The 16,268-nt window shown below is 55.7% G+C and carries 12 protein-coding genes; 8 read left to right on the top strand and 4 right to left on the bottom strand.

All coding sequences use genetic code 11. The features are described 5' to 3' along the window. Positions 1–63 precede the first annotated feature (63 nt). Positions 64–729, top strand: coding sequence for a TetR/AcrR family transcriptional regulator (locus AB2B41_RS20630; RefSeq protein WP_367879717.1), 666 nt, complete (start codon positions 64–66; stop codon positions 727–729). A gap of 506 nt (positions 730–1,235) precedes the next feature. Beyond that, a complete protein-coding gene (locus tag AB2B41_RS20625; protein WP_367879716.1) occupies positions 1,236–2,051 on the top strand; it encodes a transporter in 816 nt (271 codons plus the stop codon). Positions 2,052–2,667: 616 nt separating this feature from the next. Here AB2B41_RS20625 and AB2B41_RS20620 read toward each other — a convergent pair. Next, a complete protein-coding gene (locus AB2B41_RS20620) occupies positions 2,668–3,375 on the bottom strand; it encodes an IS6 family transposase (RefSeq protein ID WP_367879715.1) in 708 nt (235 codons plus the stop codon). Positions 3,376–3,779: 404 nt separating this feature from the next. On the opposite strand from AB2B41_RS20620, the gene AB2B41_RS20615 reads away from it, so the two are divergent. From AB2B41_RS20615 to AB2B41_RS20595, 5 genes are all read left to right on the top strand, one after another. After that, positions 3,780–4,445 carry a TetR/AcrR family transcriptional regulator gene (locus tag AB2B41_RS20615; RefSeq protein ID WP_367879714.1) on the top strand — a complete coding sequence of 222 codons (666 nt, stop codon included), beginning with the start codon at positions 3,780–3,782 and terminating at the stop codon, positions 4,443–4,445. Positions 4,446–4,766: 321 nt separating this feature from the next. Next, complete coding sequence (locus tag AB2B41_RS20610; RefSeq protein ID WP_217807654.1) at positions 4,767–6,230, top strand: sulfatase-like hydrolase/transferase; 1,464 nt, start codon at positions 4,767–4,769, stop codon at positions 6,228–6,230. Positions 6,231–6,343: 113 nt separating this feature from the next. Further along, a complete protein-coding gene (locus AB2B41_RS20605; RefSeq protein WP_367879713.1) occupies positions 6,344–8,263 on the top strand; it encodes a DUF3604 domain-containing protein in 1,920 nt (639 codons plus the stop codon). Positions 8,264–8,282: 19 nt separating this feature from the next. Further along, positions 8,283–10,178 (top strand): DUF3604 domain-containing protein, encoded by a 1,896-nt coding sequence (locus tag AB2B41_RS20600; protein WP_367879712.1) that lies wholly within the window; start codon positions 8,283–8,285, stop codon positions 10,176–10,178. Positions 10,179–10,193: 15 nt separating this feature from the next. Beyond that, positions 10,194–11,048, top strand: coding sequence for a peptidyl-prolyl cis-trans isomerase (locus AB2B41_RS20595; protein ID WP_139837650.1), 855 nt, complete (start codon positions 10,194–10,196; stop codon positions 11,046–11,048). A gap of 431 nt (positions 11,049–11,479) precedes the next feature. Here the strand turns inward: AB2B41_RS20595 and AB2B41_RS20590 are convergent, their stop codons facing one another. The 3 genes from AB2B41_RS20590 to AB2B41_RS20580 all read right to left on the bottom strand — a co-directional run bounded on the left by AB2B41_RS20590 (position 11,480) and on the right by AB2B41_RS20580 (position 15,089). Further along, entirely contained in the window at positions 11,480–12,187 is a 708-nt protein-coding gene (locus AB2B41_RS20590; RefSeq protein WP_367879711.1) for an IS6 family transposase, read from the bottom strand. Between the two features lie 9 nt (positions 12,188–12,196). Then, positions 12,197–14,044 carry an adenylate/guanylate cyclase domain-containing protein gene (locus tag AB2B41_RS20585; RefSeq protein WP_367879710.1) on the bottom strand — a complete coding sequence of 616 codons (1,848 nt, stop codon included), beginning with the start codon at positions 14,042–14,044 and terminating at the stop codon, positions 12,197–12,199. A gap of 496 nt (positions 14,045–14,540) precedes the next feature. Beyond that, positions 14,541–15,089, bottom strand: coding sequence for a hypothetical protein (locus tag AB2B41_RS20580; RefSeq protein ID WP_367879709.1), 549 nt, complete (start codon positions 15,087–15,089; stop codon positions 14,541–14,543). Positions 15,090–15,167: 78 nt separating this feature from the next. Between AB2B41_RS20580 and AB2B41_RS20575 the strand changes: the two genes are divergently transcribed. After that, a complete protein-coding gene (locus AB2B41_RS20575) occupies positions 15,168–15,740 on the top strand; it encodes a Crp/Fnr family transcriptional regulator (RefSeq protein WP_367879708.1) in 573 nt (190 codons plus the stop codon). Positions 15,741–16,268: the final 528 nt, after the last annotated feature.

Raw genomic sequence — 16,268 nt, 5'->3', positions numbered from 1 at the left:
CGGAGATTCAGATCGGCGTACAAGATCCCGGGCAGTCTTTGTGCATCAACAAGCGAGTTTAAGTTGAAACGCGGTGAGAAAGATAGAAAATTGCCGAGTGGCGAAACCTCCGACACAGTAGGCGCCCGACCTAAAGGATCGCAAAAAACGATCGATAACATAGTTTTGGCGGCGCATCAGGTATTGACGGAAGTAGGTAGCGCGAATCTGAGTATGCGCAAGGTTGCAGAGGCCGCGGGCCTCTCGCTTGGAAACGTTACTTATCATTTCCCGTCGAAGCGAGATCTTTTGATCGCGCTAATTCAACGGCTGACGACTCAATATGCGGAGCAATTTGAACAAATTCTTGCCGAGATCGCCAAGGACCCTAGCACATCATTGGATCAACTAGTTCGCTTTCTTCTCAAAGATGCGACTGAATATGAGACAATGGTACTCTTCCGTGAGCTTTGGACAATGTCGCTTCGTGACGACGTTATTCGGGATAGCATCGACAATTTATACGACTATCAAATGGCTAAAGTTGCAGCCATGCTCGAAGACCTTTTTCCTGAAGTAGACTCGCAAGCGGCCGCCGAATTTGTTCAGATTTTAGCAATGCTTAGTGAGGGGACGGTGGTTTTGTACGGAACACGCCAGGACCGTAGGGTTCGACACGAGCGTGCTGTCGAGAAGGCTTGCGAATTAATGCGGCACTTACTGCCGCTTGGCGGTGCTCGACCAAATTAATTGCGCGTTGTGGCCAATCGCCGGCTCCGCTCAGTCAGCAAGGGCGTAATCCAGGGAAACGGTCATCGGGTCAAGCTCCATCATCCATTGTCTGATGGCAGTTTTTCATCATCGATTTCCGGCGGTGTGGCGAACCCCAAATCCTTAAAGCGCTGTTGGCTTCAGGGAAGACCCCTATCACTGTCGCTCAATTGTCTAGGTCGTCCGTACTAGACTTCACTCCGATCCGGCGATAGTAACGGATGTGGGAAAGGCCCTTCGGTGGCACGTTTTTTTTGCTTGCGGTTGGCTCTTACGATTCCAGTTCGGCTTATCCCGTGCGACTGACAGCCATTGCAGAGGTCAGATGAATAGTAAGGCCGTCGCTCTGATTTGCACGTATGAAGTGCAGCTACTTCCAGAGCTTATCCCACATAAGGCGGAACCAGTGAGCCAGGGGAATCCGGACGTGCGCGAATGTGCCAAGTAGCTCGGTTCACTTTAGTATCTGAAAGGATTTTCAATCGATGATCTACTGTTTGAAAACCGGCGTTCGCACGATGTCAGCCATACTTCTCGCTGCTCTCTGCTTATCACCAAGCGCCCAAGCTCAAAGCGACGATCTCGCCAAGCAATTAGCCAATCCGGTTGCCTCACTCATCAGCGTGCCGTTTCAGCTCAACTATGACCAACGCATCGGTGCGGCGGACACGGGCAGCCGGTTCGCGTTAAACATTCAACCAGTCATACCCTTCTCCATAAGTGACGACTGGAACCTAATCTCCCGAACCATTGTGCCGGTCGTTTCGCAAGATAACGTATTTGCCGGTTCTGGTTCGCAATTTGGCCTTGGTGACACAATCCAAAGCCTCTTCTTTTCGCCGAAGGCTCCCACTCAGAGTGGGTTGATTTGGGGCGTTGGCCCGGTCTTTCTGATCCCGACCGCAACCGATGATCGTCTGGGCACTGGCAAATGGGGCGTTGGCCCGACTGGCGTTTTGTTAAAGCAAAACGGTCCCTGGACCATCGGTGTTCTTGGAAACCATATCTGGTCTGTTGCAGGCGACGAAGCACGTTCAGACGTCAATTCAACTTTCATGCAGCCGTTTGCGTCCTACACGACGCCAACCAATTGGACCTTCTCACTGCAAACTGAGTCCAGTTACAACTGGGAAACGGAAGAGTGGTCGGTCCCGATCAACGCTATTGCGTCCAAACTGACGCGCTTTGGGGACCAGCCTGTCAGCTTATCTGCTGGCCTACGTTACTGGGCAGAAAGCCCGACCGGTGGACCTGAGGGTTTTGGTTTTCGTTTGGGTGCAACGTATCTTTTCCCGAAATAACGACCGGCTGGTTTCTTCCTTTTCTGATGGCACGCCACCACCTAGGCCCCGCTATGCCAAGACCAGCGCTTCGCTGCGCGCGCCAACCCTGCGGCCAGCGTTACGGGTGTCTACAACCAGTGAGGAGTGGCGAACCCCAAATCCTTAAAGCGCTGTTGGCTTCAGGGAAGACCCGTATCACTGTCGCTCAATTGGCTAGGTCGTCCGTACTAGACTTCACTCCGATCCGGCGATAGTGTCGGATGTGGGGAGGGTCCTTCGGTGGCAGATTTCTTTTCTGCAGGCCGAATGAATGAGAAGTTAGGAGGTCGCGAATGAAACCTCGAATACCGTTCGCCAAAGCATCTGTGAATGCAGTAATCGCTGCCACACTCACTCTTGCGACATCGGCAGCGTGGGCCGAGGAAACTGGCTGGAGTTATGAGCTGGCCCCCTACCTTTGGGGCAGTGGCATATCTGGGACCTCGTCGGTCGTTTCTGCGTTGCCGCCTGCAAATGTCGATGCTTCTTTTTCCGATATCTTGGAAAACCTTGACGCTGGTGCGATGTTTTTCGGGTCTGCGGGTGCTGTCAGACCAATTCGAACTCGTCTCAGTTCACTGCCAAACGCTTGAACTTATGCCGAACAAAGCTGGCGCCACTCGGCCAGAGCAGCGGCGCGGTTGAGTTTAAAAATGTCGCGTGAGTAGAGTTGGCGTTCCTGGTTGAAATGGTTATGAACTGAAGAGTGGACGGCGACGAATTTCTGCAAACATCGCATCTGTCGGAAGCGCAACATTGCCCGTTCTCGCCGTCGAAACGGCAGGTGAGAATTCTCAGCCCTATTGTTCAGCCAACGGCCCGTTTCCTGCTTCTTCGCATTGCCAATAACCGTCATTGCAGCGCCGTAAGATCGAAGTTTGTCAGTCACGATCACTGCCGGATTGCCGTAGCGCTTCATTGATTTCCTTATGAATTTCAATGCTGCTTTGCGATCCCGGCGCTTGGTGACGTAACTTTCCAGTACCTCACCTTCGTGATCAACAGCCCGCCATAAGTAATGGGTCTCGCCATTGATCTTCACAAAAACCTCATCCAGATGCCACTGCCAGTTTGAGTATGAACGCATCCGACTGACCCTGTATTTGCGGATCTCAGCTGCAAACATCGGGCCAAATCTGTTCCACCAGAACCGAACTGTTTCGTGACTGATGTCGATGCCACGCTCATGCAAAAGATCTTCGACATTCCGCAGCGAAAGAGGAAACCGGATGTACATCATCACCGCCAGGCGGATCACCTCGGGGCTGGTTTTGAAATAGCGAAATGGGCTGCGTTTTGTCATCCGACGAGGCTACGAAACTGCCCTGCCCGCCTCAAGCCAGTTTTGTCTGACAGTGCCGTCAGCTCGGTTGTTGGTCTTGCGTGTCATGGCTTGTCTCCTTTCCGTTGATGTCCTCAACACGCGGAGACAAAGGGCCGGACGAGACAGCTGGAGGGTCCACGCCCAACACGGCTCATGAAATGACGTGGTGCGGGCGGGCGTTGACCGGACAGCGCGGCCGGCCATATTCGCGTTGATTATTGAGGACCTATCGGAAAGGGAGCGCCAAGTGGCGCGCGATCGACAATCGCCCGGTGCGATCTTGGCACCAAAACCACTTTGGTGCATTTTACGCGAGATTGTCTCGTACACTTGTACGAAAACTTCCTTCGGGCTGTCTTCCGGCAAAAACTAGCGGGGCTACGTTGACGAGCAGCGATCGAGATAGAACATTGCGGCCTGGCGAGAGCTCTGGCGGAGAAGGTGCCGGTCGTAAAGGATCGGACGCAACGGTCGAGCGCATAATTATTGCTGCCAAGCAGGTTTTGCTTGAAGTCGGTAGCGTCAATCTGACTATGCGCAAGGTTGCAGAGGCCGCGGGCCTAGCCCTTGGAAACGTGACCTATCATTTTCCGTCGAAGCGAGACCTTTTGATCGCACTAATTCAGATCCTAACGACTCATTATGCGGAGCAATTTGGAAATATTCTTCGAGAGATAGCCAAGGATCCCGACTCGACGCCGGACCAACTGGTTAGCTGGCTTCTCACCGATGCGGCTGAATACGAAACAGTGGTAATCTTCCGCGAGCTTTGGGCAATGTCACTTCGCGACGACCTTATTCGGGATACCATCGACAATTTTTACGACCGTCATATGGCTGAAGTTGCAGCCAAGATCGAAGAGCTTTATCCGGAAGTAGAACCGCAAGCGGCCGCAGAATTCGTGCAAATTCTGGCTATGCTTAGTGAAGGCACGACAGTTTTGTACGGAACACGTCGGGACCGTCGGGTTCGGCACGAGCGCGCTGTCGAGAGAGCTTGTGAAATTATGCGGGAATTTCTGCCGCTGGGTGGTGCTCCAGCAGATTGATTGACAGTTGAGCCCAAATCGACCGGCTCCAATCAGTCAGCGCGGCCCTGATCCAGGGGAATGGTCATTGGGCCACGCTTAGCCGGCCCATTTTTTGTTTTTACTTTTGACCACTGGATTCCGGCGATGTGCCGAGCCCTGAACCCGTCAAGCCTGTTTACCCTCCGGAAAGCCCCCCATCATTGTCGCTCAGTGTGTATTAGGTCATACGTACTAGACTTCATGGGGTCTTGCTGATATCGTGCTCCGCAACTCACGACAAACTATGGTCGAGAGAAAACCGCGATATCGATCCACAACGCGGGCCAGGAGCGAAGTCCGATGCGCACCAATGCAATGAAGTTCGTTTTTGCGCTCTTTATTGGGCTCTCCGCTATGGGTTCCGCCTTGGCACAATCCAAGCAGCCTAATGTTGTTCTCATGCTAGCCGACAACTTGGGATATGGCGACGTTGGCGCATATGGTGCGGGCGAGATACGCGGCATGCCGACTCCGCATATAGATCAGCTTGCAGCGGAGGGTTTGCGCTTGACCCAGTTCTTGGTGGAACCTGGCTGCACGCCATCCCGCGCGGGTTTGATGACCGGGCGTTACTCGATCCGTTCTGGCCTCTCGAAGATCATTTTGCGCGGGACGACGAACACCCTTAAGGCCGAGGAAGTCACGCTCGCCGAGGTTTTCAAGTCGCGAGGCTACCGTACCGCCTATATGGGCAAATGGCACCTCGGTTCGGACGAAGAAAGCCAGCCCCAAAATCAAGGCTTTGACGAATGGCGGTTCGGCTTCTTCGGCACAACCGAGGCAACGCTTTACGGCGAGAGCATGGCGCGCACGAAGGCGCCAGAAAAGTGGCAAGCTCTGATTCCTCAGATCATTGAGGCGGACCATGCAGGAGGACCGGTCAAGCCTGTACGAGCCTATGACTTGGAGTATCGGCGCTTCGTGGATCGGGATATCGCGAATGCAGCGGTCAACTACATCAATACCCATGCCGGGTCGGACACGCCCTTCTTCCTTTTCCTCGGTTGGACGCGACCACATTATCCGAACGATTCAGCTCCAGAATATCACGGAAAATCACGAATAGGGTCCTATGGCGACAGCGTCATGGAACTGGATGGCAGAACCGGTGAGGTCTTGGCTGCGCTGTCCGAAGCCGGAATCGAGGATGATACGATCGTCATCTTTCTTTCAGACAATGGACCAACCAAGACCAGCGGGACGGTCAGCGAAATCAACAATGGGTCGGCAGGTCCATGGCGCGGCGAACTAGGCGACGGTCTGGAGGGCTCTATCCGCACGATCGGCATGATCCGCTGGCCGGGAAGAATCGCCCCAGGCGTTACGAACGAGATGATCTCGATCCATGATTTCTTGCCCACGCTGGCGAACATCATTGGTGCGGACACTCCATCGAATCGGCCAATGGATGGAATAGACCAGTCTGCTTTCCTTCTGGGCCAACAGCCCAACTCCAATCGCGAGCACCTTCTCACGTTCATCGGTGATCGGCTGGTCGCGGTGCGCTATCGGCAGTGGCGAATGTATCCAGTCTCCTTTTCGTCGACCGACGGAACTGCGACGACCGGAGGATACCTTGGCCGCATGGGTGAGACGGCAGGTTTGCCCGAAATCTACAATATCGAGGCTGATCCGCGCGAGGAACGCAATGTCGGTGCGGAAAACGGATGGCTCGTCGTCCCCTATCTGCAATTGATCGGGGAGTACATGGCGACAGTCCAAGACCACCCGAATCCGAAAGCAGCAAACCTTACTGATTTCTGATGACTACGCGATGATCTACTACGCGCTTACGCGCCGAAAGCTGTACCGGGCATTATAGCGAAATCTCTGTTCCAGTAGCCCGGGAACGGAATGCGAAAGAGGAGGAGACCATAATGATCAAACGCCTTGCCTTGCTAGCAGCGGTAGTTCTTTACGCGAGCGGTGCATCGGCACAATTCGTGCCTTCGGAAGAATCTCTTTCCGACCTCTATTCCGGCAAGGCCTATTCGCCCTATGCCAACCGCGGCTTTCCCAGCCGAGTGTTCTGGGGCGACACCCACTTGCATACAGGGCTGTCGCCCGATGCTGGGCTTTTTGGCAATACCACCGGGCTTGACGAAGCCTACCGCTTTGCCCGTGGCGAACAGGTTATGGCGTCGTCGGGCCAGCCTGCCCGGCTAGCACGCCCCTTGGACTGGCTGGTCCTGACCGAACATTCCGATGCGATGGGCATGATCTCGGACATCTTCGCTGGCACGCCGGCAGTGATGGCCACCGAACAGGGCGCGCGCTGGCATAAGGCGCTGAGCGCCGGTGGAGAAGAGTCCGCAGCGGCGGCTTTGGAGCTGATCACCACCTTTTCACAGGGCCAAGTGGAGCCAGCACTAATCGGAAACTATGTGCCCGGCACTCCTGGCTATCAGTCAGTCTGGCAGTCGATCATCGACGCGGCCGAACGCTACAATGAACCGGGCCGGTTTACAGCGCTCATTGGATTTGAGTGGACCTCGGTTCCCTTGGGCAACAACTTACATCGAAACGTGGTTCTGCGCGACAATGGCAATAAGGCATCACTGGTGGAGCCGCCGGTCACGATCCCGCCCTTCGGCAGTACTGATCCACACCACCTTTACGACTGGCTGGAAGCCTATGAGGAAAAGACCGGTGGCAAGGCATTTGCACTCGCTCATAACGGCAATCTGTCGAATGGGCGAATGTTCCCCACCGACAAAAGGTTCGACGGCAGCACCGTCGATCAGCGGTACGTGGAACGGCGCGCCCGTTGGGAGCCGCTTTACGAGATCACCCAGATCAAGGGCGACGGCGAGGCCCACCCGATGCTTAGCCCCGACGATGAATTCGCGGACTATGAGAACTGGGATGCCGGCAACCTCGATCTTTCCGAAGCGAAGACCACCGACATGCTCGCAGCAGAGTATGCCCGCGAGGCCTTAAAGCGTGGCTTCGAACTTGAGGCTAGGTTTGGGACCAACCCATATCGCTTCGGTTTTTCGGGTGCCACCGACAGCCACACATCGTTGTCGACTGCGGATGAGGACAACTATTTCGGCAAGTCAACCATTGCCGAACCCTCGCCTAAACGTATGGAACATCCATTTACCAAGAACGAGAACGGGGCGTTCGAAGGCTATGAATTGGTCGCTTCGGGCTATACCGGTGTCTGGGCGATGGAGAACACCCGCGCCTCGCTGTGGGACGCGATGGTGCGGCGTGAAACATATGCCACGACTGGCCCGCGCATGACGGTGCGTTTTTTTGGCGGATGGGATTTCACCGAGAGTGACCTCAACAGCCGCCAGCCCGCCTTCCGTGGCTACGAAAAAGGCGTGCCTATGGGTGCTGACCTGCGCACAAGGGCGAGTGATGCGCCAAGCTTCATGGTCTATGCTCTACGCGATCCGATCGGCGCTAATCTGGACCGGATTCAGATCGTCAAAGGATGGCGCGACGCCGACGGATCCTTGCAGGAAAAGGTCTATGATGTGGCCTGGTCGGACGACCGCCGGCCTGCCGCCGATGGCTTCGTCCCGCCCGTTGGCAACACGGTAGATGTCGAAAATGCGAACTGGTTGAACACCATCGGCGCATCAGAACTGGGCACTGTCTGGACCGATCCGGATTTCGATCCTGCAGTTCCAGCCTTCTACTACACCCGCGTACTTGAAATTCCGACACCGCGTTGGGTGGTTTATGACGCGTTCCGGTTCGGAGTGGAGATCCCCGAAGGTGCCGAAACCTCGGGCCAGGAGCGCGCCTATACCTCACCCATTTGGTACACGCCGCAAGGCTGATTTGAAGAAGGAACCCGATATGAAAACTCTGATGACACCCCTGCTGGCATGTACCCTGCTGACACTGTCGGGCACCACAGGTGGCGCCCAGGAGTCTTTTGGCGAGGGCACGGTCGGCGTGCTGGCGCAGCCGAGCTATTCTCCCTATGCGGGACGCAACTTTCCTACTAGGCCGCTTTGGGGTGATACGCACCTGCACACCGCCTTGTCGCTCGACGCTCGCGCCGCGGGGGTAATTCTGACCCATGACGACGCTTACAACTTCGCCAAGGGCGAAGAGATCACTACCTCGAATGGCATGCGCGCGCGGATCGGCCAGCCACTGGACTGGCTGGTGATCACCGACCATTCCGATGCCATGGGCGCAATGAACGAAGTGGTGGCTGGCAATCCGACGCTGATGACCGACGCAACAGTGCGGGACTGGCATGAACGCATCAACCAAGGTGGTGCGGTAGCGCTCGAAGCCGGGTTGGACATCGTTGACAAGTTCTCTCAGGGCAATTCGCCAGAGATCCTCTTATCCCGCAAGTTCCAGCGGCAGATCTGGGACGGCGTGCTGGAAGATGCTGAAGAGCATAACAATCCCGGTCAGTTCACTGCGATTATCGGGTTCGAATGGACCTCGACTCCAGGCGGCAACAATCTGCACCGCAACGTGCTGTTCCGTGATGGAGCCGACAAGGCGGGTTTGGTGCTGCCGCTGACGGTGGCCGAGGGCGTGGATCCGCGCAAGCTCTGGGCATGGATGGAAAACTACGAGGAAAAGACCGGCGGCCAGATGCTGACGCTGGCCCATAACGGTAACCTATCGAACGGCATTATGTTCCCGGTCGACAGGCTCGAATTCGGCGAGGAGATGACTGCTGAGTACGTCGAAATGCGCGCCAGGTGGGAGCCACTGTACGAATATACCCAGATAAAGGGTGATGGCGAGGCGCACCCCGCCCTGAGCCCCAATGATGAATTTGCAGACTACGAAACCTGGGACCGCAATAACCTTGGCCCGGTGCCGAAACAGCCGGACATGATCCAGTACGAATACGCTCGCGAGGCGCTGAAGAATGGACTGCTGTTGGAAGACCGGCTCGGCACCAACCCATACAAGTTCGGCGCCTCGGGCGCCACTGACAGCCATACCGGCATGGCCACGGCGGAAGAGAACAACTTCTTTGGCAAGCATTCGCTGACCGAGCCTAACGAAAATCGGATGACCACCGATGTAGGGCATTTCGACACCGTTAGCTGGCCTGGCTGGTATCAAGCTTCGTCGGGTTACACCGCTGTCTGGGCAACCGAAAACACGCGCGAAGCTATTTTCGACGCGATGATGCGCAAGGAAACTTACGCGACCACCGGATCGCGCATCACTGTGCGGTTCTTCGGCGGCTACGACTTTGTGGCCAAGGATGCGCTCAGTCGGCTGCCTGCGAATGAAGGCTATGCCAAGGGAGTGCCAATGGGTGGCGACCTGCCACCAGCACCAGAGGGCAAGGCACCGACGTTTCTCGTGGGCGCGTTGAGGGATGCCTACAGCGGCAATCTCGATCGCATACAAATCGTGAAAGGTTGGCTCAATGCCGACGGAACAACTGGAGAGAAAGTTTACGATGTAGCCTGCGCGGAGAGGGCGATCGTTGATCACGCTTGTGAGGGTGCCGTTGGAAATACCGTGGACATCAAGAATGCCACTTGGACAAACACCATCGGAGATCCCGAACTTATCACCGTCTGGGCCGACCCGGATTTCGATCCTGCGCAGCCTGCGGTCTACTATGCCCGTGTGATAGAAATCCCGACGCCCCGGTGGACGGCCTATGAGGCAAAGTATTTTGGGATCAAGGCGCCGGCTGAATCGCCTATGATCACCCAGGAGCGGGCCTACACCTCGCCGATCTGGTATACGCCTGACTGACGACGAGGACCGTTAGTGACGGAAGATTCGATGAAGTCTGGCGCGTTGCTCCGCCGTGCCTTGCGCGAACCTCTCGTTCATTTTCTCGTATTTGGTGCAGCTATGTTCGTCGTCCTGGGAGCATTCGGCGAGGAAGAAGCCTCGCGCCCCGGAGAGATCGTCATAGCCGAGGAGACTGTCAATCGTCTGTCGGCCACCTTCGAGGCGACGTGGCGGCGGCCACCGAACCGAGGCGAGTTGGATCTTCTGATCGAAGACTACGTGCGCGAAGAGATCTATGTTCGCGAGGCGCTTGCGCTCGGCCTGGATCAGGACGATGCGGTAATCCGAAAGCGACTGCGCCAGAAGATGGAGTTCGTCGCGGCGTCGATCGCCCGAGCGATCGAGCCAACCGAAGAAGAGCTTCGCGAGTTCTTCGCCGAGAACGTCGACAAATACGAGATCGAGGGCGCCGTGGCCTTCCAGCAGGTCTTCCTAGGCGAGCGGCCCAGCGAGGCGAGAGTGGCTGAAGTTCGCAAAGCACTTGCAGAGGGATCCGACCCGATGACGCTTGGTCAGCGCACGATGCTGCCGCGTGAAGTCGGCCTCTCCAGCGCCCCGACCGTCGATAATTCCTTCGGTCCAGGGTTCTACGATGCGGTAATTCCGCTGGAGGCGGGTGAATGGCATGGGCCGGTGGGTTCTTCCTTCGGAATGCACATGGTGCACGTGACCAACCGGAAGGAACCCGCCGCGCCGGATTTCAAAAAGGTCAGTGTTGCCGTTCGGGACGATTGGCGCCGGGCGAATATCGAACGCATCGTCAAGATGAACTTTGATCGGCTGCGCGAACGCTACAAGATCAGTTTGCCCGGACCGGACGGAAGATGAGGAAGGCGCTGGTCCTCCTTTTCGTCGTCTTCGGTGCCATGATGCCCGCGGGCCTAGCATTCGGGCACGCGCTCGAGCCCGGCTACCTCTCGATTGATCAGGTCGAGGGTGGCGACTTCCGCATTTTCTGGCGTCGACCGGATGTCGGCGGCGCGCCAATGCGGCTCGACCTTGAACTGCCCGAGAACTGTTCGCCGCGCCGGCCGCCGCCTCCGCGCTTCGACGGGCGCGCCTGGGTTTCGACGTTTGGCTCAGAATGCGTTGACGGCTTGAGCGGCGGCCGGATCACCATCCATGGCCTGGAAGCGACCCGAACAGATGTGCTAGTGCGCCATAGTATCCCCGGCGGCACAACGCTCACACAACGGCTTACGCCAGGGTGCTGTCAGACTAATTCGAACTTGTCTCTACCAGGACAGAGCCGTTGTCCCTTATGCCGCGCAGAGACCGCGCCACTCGGCAAGAGCAGCGGTTCGGTTGAGCTTGAAATGGTCCCGTTTGGAGAGGCTGCGATTCTGGTTGAAGTGGTTGAAGACGGAGGAATGGACGGAAACAAATTTCTGCAAACTTCGCATTAGGCGAAAGCGCTGCATCGCCCTTTCTCGTCGTCGGAATGGTAAGTGCGAGTTCTCAACTCTGTTGTTCAGCCAGCGACCACAGGATTGAAGATGATCGCACCCTAAGTCGCGCAAAGCCGCTCGGTATGAAGCAAACCGATCCGTGACCAGGACCTCTGGTTGACCATACCTCCTCATCAATTTTCTGAGCATTTTCAATGCGGCGCGTTTGTTTCGCCGTTTCGTGACGATGCTCTCGAGCACCTCACCTTCGTGATCGACGGCCCGCCAAAGGTAGTGCCGCTCGCCATTGATCTTCACGAAAACCTCGTCGGCATGCCATTGCCAGCGCGAAAACGCGCGTAGGTGCTGAACACGCCGCCGGCGGATCTCAGATGCGAACATTGGGCCAAAACGGTTCCACCAGAACCGGATGGTCTCGTGGCTGACGTCGATGCCTCGCTCGTGCATTAGGTCTTCGACGTTTCTGAGCGATAGCGGAAACCGCACATAGAGCATTACCGCCAAGCGGATGATCTCCGGGCTGGTTTTGAAGTACTTGAAAGGCGAGCGCTTGGTCATCTCAAGAGGCTACGAAAGCCCCCTGCCCGGCTCAAGCCAAGTTCCTCTGACAAAGCCTGCTTCAGGTGTGGCGTGTGCCGCGAAACCTCCATAGCTGGCCGATGTGGCATCAGGCGCGACTTCGAGTATTTCTTGCACGAGCATTTTCGCCTCCTCATGCTGCCCATTCATCCAGAGCGAAGCGGCGAGGCGGCCCTTGTAGTGTATACCGGGAGCAGCTTCACGTTTGCCGTAATCTACGGCCTTTTCGTAGTCTTCAAGTATGAAGTAGATAACACCAACATCACTGCTTGTGCCGATCTGCTGCCCCGGGCTTAGTCGCAGCAGTGACTTCAACAGTTCGATTGCTTCTTCATATTTTCCTTCGGGGACTAATGCATGTTTTGCGTATTCCCTACGCACTATCACGTCGTTAGGGTTGATCTCATAGGCTTTGCGAAACGCGGCAATTCTTTCATCTGGCCTGTTGAGAAAGACGTAGCAATACCCCGATGCGAGGTGCCCCATGTAATCTTGGCTGTCGAGGTCAACTGCATGTTTGGCTGATTCAAGGCACTCATTTGCGTCTCCAGCCGGGTCTTCGGAATAGCCAAGTACGATCCGACCAACATGGTAAAATGCGAGTGACGAGTAGCCTCTTGTATGATTTGGATATTTGTCTAGCATTTCCAAGGTCAACCTTTTTGTTTTCTCGTTGCTCTCAGGGGTGAACTGGAACCAAGTTTGGGTAATCTTCTCCCAGAACTCGATCACTGCGAGGTCATCGTTGGAGACCATTTCGACGCGCAGCCGCTCTGCTCGGAAAATACCTCCAGCGCCACGCCCGGCGACTTCTAGAGTGATTTCCTCAATCAAATCATCTTGGATCAGATAGAATTCAGCGGCCGGGCGGTCGTAGCGTTTGGACCAAATGTGATTGCCCTTTATTGCGTCGACAAGCTGGACATTGATGCGAAGGTTGTCGCCCGCTTTCTGGAAACTCCCTTCCAAAATGTACCGCACGCCAAGGTTTTGCGAGATCTCGCGCAAGTCGACCGCTTGGTCGCGAAATGCGAAACTGGAGTTGCGGGCAATGACAAAAAGGTCAGGGATTCGAGCCAATTCGGTTATCAGGCTTTCGACAAACCCATCCGCAAGATACCGGTTCGACTCATCGTTGCTGATGTTATCGAATGCCAGCACCGCGATTGATGGCCTGTCCGGCAATTCGAACGCCATCTTGCTCGGATCGGCAGGAACGAACTCAGGACGCTGCCAGAACCACACCGTTAGAAGGATGAGGGCAGCGGCCAACGAAGCCGCAATGGTGGGCCATCGGCCAGGTCTAGATTCCGGTGCCGTTTCGACCAATTCTCCCGCTTGGGCTGGGTCCAACAGAACGCGGAACGCTCTGACCGGGGTTCTAATGTTCTTGACCCGCTGTTCGCCCAGGTCCTCGTACCCAACATTCACAGTTGACTTGAGATGGTCGTAGGCCGTTCCCGAGACGATCACGCCACCTGCGTCCGCCAAGGCTTCGAGCCGCGCAGCAATATTCACGCCGTCACCATAGACGTCGCCGTCTTCAAAAATCACGTCGCCTAGATTGATCGCAATGCGATAACTGATCCGTCGAGCCTCTGGCTCTGCGGCTTCCCTGGCCACCATCTCAGTCTGGATCGAGACCGCGCATTGCACCGCTTCGACAACCGAGGAGAACTCGGCAATAAGGCCATCGCCCGTAAGTTTTATGACTCGGCCGCCATGGGCGGCAACTTTCGGGTCTATCAGTTCAATACGGTGGAGTTTTTGCCTTGCAAGCGTTCCGACCTCGTCTGCCTCCATGAGCCGAGAGTAGCCGACCATGTCCGCGGCCATAATCGCTGCAATTCGTCGCTCCATGAAAACAGCTTAGCATTTTCCTACTAACCCGTGAACGGATGGTTTCGCTGAATCCATCCGACAAAACCGCGTCTCTTTTACCGGCTTGATCCAATCGCGGGGACAAGACACGCTGGATCGGCAACAGGCTGCTTCCTCCCGCATCTGAGACGTCGGAGGCATCAGTGCCGAACGGCAGCTGCCTGCAGGAGCGGTCGTTCAGGTACCAAAGCGGACCTCGCCGCTCGGTTCGGTCGTCTCGAATGGTTTCTAAGTGCGGCTTTGCGGACATCTGACCGAAACGCTCAGATGTCTCAGAAGAGCCCAGAGCCGCCGGATTGAAATCGCGCCCTTCGCTCATGCAGCAAGAAAGTTGCCTTGATTGATCCAAGCGCTGCGCTGCAACGCAGCCTTAAAAGCGGCCATTCGTTGTGGGCGCAGCAAAGCTTGGAGGGTCTATGACCGAGTTGCGGACGAAGCCGCCGTTGTTCACCTAAGGACGAACGTCCGCTTCAGAGCGACGTATCCGGTTAAACCCCACCAGAAGCGTCAGCAGCACAGCTAGGGTTGTTAAAGCGGATTTAAGAATTGTGGCTGAGCTCGTAGCATAAACCAGAGGAACGGAAATCTCTGGCCAGCTCCAAATCATGGCCGCGATACCAAGGTTTTCGACATAATCGAACAGAGCGCTGCCAACCGAAAAGGCAATGCCAAAGCGGATAGGTTTTCTGTTTGGCAGGCGTTGCCCAAGCCAGCAGATCGTGGCGATCAAAGTCAACGCAAGCATCGCTGGATAAAGGGTATCCAAAGCGATCTGGTGACTGAGATAATACCCGCGCCCTTCCACTCCCAACGCTTCAAGAAGCGTCGCCGCCTCTATGGAGCCATAGCCGAAAGGACGCATGTCGAATGGAACGTGCCCTGAGACCGCTTCGATATGGGCGAGCGTGACATTGATCATAAGCAAATAGATTGATGCACCTATCACTCCTGAGCCAACGGCAACTTTTCCAATATGTTTTGACAGATTTCTGTTCGTCATTTTGTAAACTCCTTGATCTGTGCCACACATACCCTCAGACACGGTCACCCGCATTATCATTTGATAAGGCACGCTGAGATGGATTTGCGGACGTTTCTGATGCAGTCTCCCGACCTGTCGGATATGGCTTGCGCGGACGATTTTGCATCTGATTGGAAACGAAAGCGTTTGAACAAGGGGGCGCACCTTACCCGGCAGGAACAACCTGAAACAGACGAATTCGTTCTTTTGGAAGGGTGCTTGGTGAGCAGTATTTGTGACCAAGACGGCAAAGAAGTTAGCGTCGAGTTTTATGTGGGTCCCTGCGTTATCACGCCAAATATCGCTCGAACGCGCGACGGTGTGTCGCTCGTGTCCATTGCGGCAACGACCGATGCCCTACTTGCAAGGATAGACAGTGATCTACTTTCAAATCGGATGATTTCATCTGAACCCATCCGAAATTGGGCCAATGGTGTTTTGCGGGACGCCCTAAGTCGGAAGGTAGATCGAGAGTGGTGCCTCGCCGCTCTTAAAGGGGCTGAGCGGCTCACTTGGTTTCGCCTTGCATTCCCCGGCTATGAGGACATCTTTCCCCATATGTTGATTGCATCCTATTTAGGGATCACACCTGTCACAATGAGCCGTTTACGCACCGGCGACAAACACTGACAGAAAGCAGCCATATGTGCATCTTGCAGCATCTGTCATTCTGGGCTCGAAGCGGTCTTGCGGCGATGCAGAGGGTCAAGTTTGAACCACGTCCCGAAAGCCGCCGTTCCCGAAATGCAGATGTTTCAACGATTTCAGCGGCGTGGCCCGATGCCCGGACATTCGCCGGTTGGAAGCGGTTGTTAGACGAACGGTGATGGAACGACGGCACCGAGCCCAAATGTATGAACCGGCTGCTGTTCGCAAGTGAGGTTTTGCACGTTCTCGGAAGTCGCTGATATGTATCCGGCCTTTGGATCGGCACGCGGGCCGTGGCCATATTGGGGTTACGCTCGCGCCGTGGTCTCATTAGCGGACAGGCCGTGACAGCCATCTGGGCTCTCAGACTCTGGGAGCGTTTGGTTTCCGTTCCATGCTTTCTCTCGTTGGCGAACTCCTTCGGATCAGGGCTGGGTCTCAGACGCCGACCATGATCTCGTCTCTTTGGGCGTCGAATGGCACCCCATGTCTCAGCACGCTCCAGGCGAT

It is taken from the genome of Sulfitobacter sediminis (assembly GCF_040811725.1).
Taxonomy (GTDB): Bacteria; Pseudomonadota; Alphaproteobacteria; order Rhodobacterales; family Rhodobacteraceae; genus Sulfitobacter; species Sulfitobacter sediminis.
Note: the sequence above shows the minus strand (reverse complement) of the source record. Positions and strands in the feature narration are given on the sequence as shown.

What these genes read in the sequence shown, in the direction of transcription:
- AB2B41_RS20625 (WP_367879716.1), top strand. Translation starts at nt 1,236, where the DNA reads ATGATCTACTGTTTGAAAACCGGCGTTCGCACGATGTCAGCCATACTT.
- AB2B41_RS20620 (WP_367879715.1), bottom strand. Translation starts at nt 3,375, where the DNA reads ATGACAAAACGCAGCCCATTTCGCTATTTCAAAACCAGCCCCGAGGTG.
- AB2B41_RS20610 (WP_217807654.1), top strand. Translation starts at nt 4,767, where the DNA reads ATGCGCACCAATGCAATGAAGTTCGTTTTTGCGCTCTTTATTGGGCTC.
- AB2B41_RS20605 (WP_367879713.1), top strand. Translation starts at nt 6,344, where the DNA reads ATGATCAAACGCCTTGCCTTGCTAGCAGCGGTAGTTCTTTACGCGAGC.
- AB2B41_RS20600 (WP_367879712.1), top strand. Translation starts at nt 8,283, where the DNA reads ATGAAAACTCTGATGACACCCCTGCTGGCATGTACCCTGCTGACACTG.
- AB2B41_RS20590 (WP_367879711.1), bottom strand. Translation starts at nt 12,187, where the DNA reads ATGACCAAGCGCTCGCCTTTCAAGTACTTCAAAACCAGCCCGGAGATC.
- AB2B41_RS20585 (WP_367879710.1), bottom strand. Translation starts at nt 14,044, where the DNA reads ATGGCCGCGGACATGGTCGGCTACTCTCGGCTCATGGAGGCAGACGAG.
- AB2B41_RS20580 (WP_367879709.1), bottom strand. Translation starts at nt 15,089, where the DNA reads ATGACGAACAGAAATCTGTCAAAACATATTGGAAAAGTTGCCGTTGGC.
- AB2B41_RS20575 (WP_367879708.1), top strand. Translation starts at nt 15,168, where the DNA reads ATGGATTTGCGGACGTTTCTGATGCAGTCTCCCGACCTGTCGGATATG.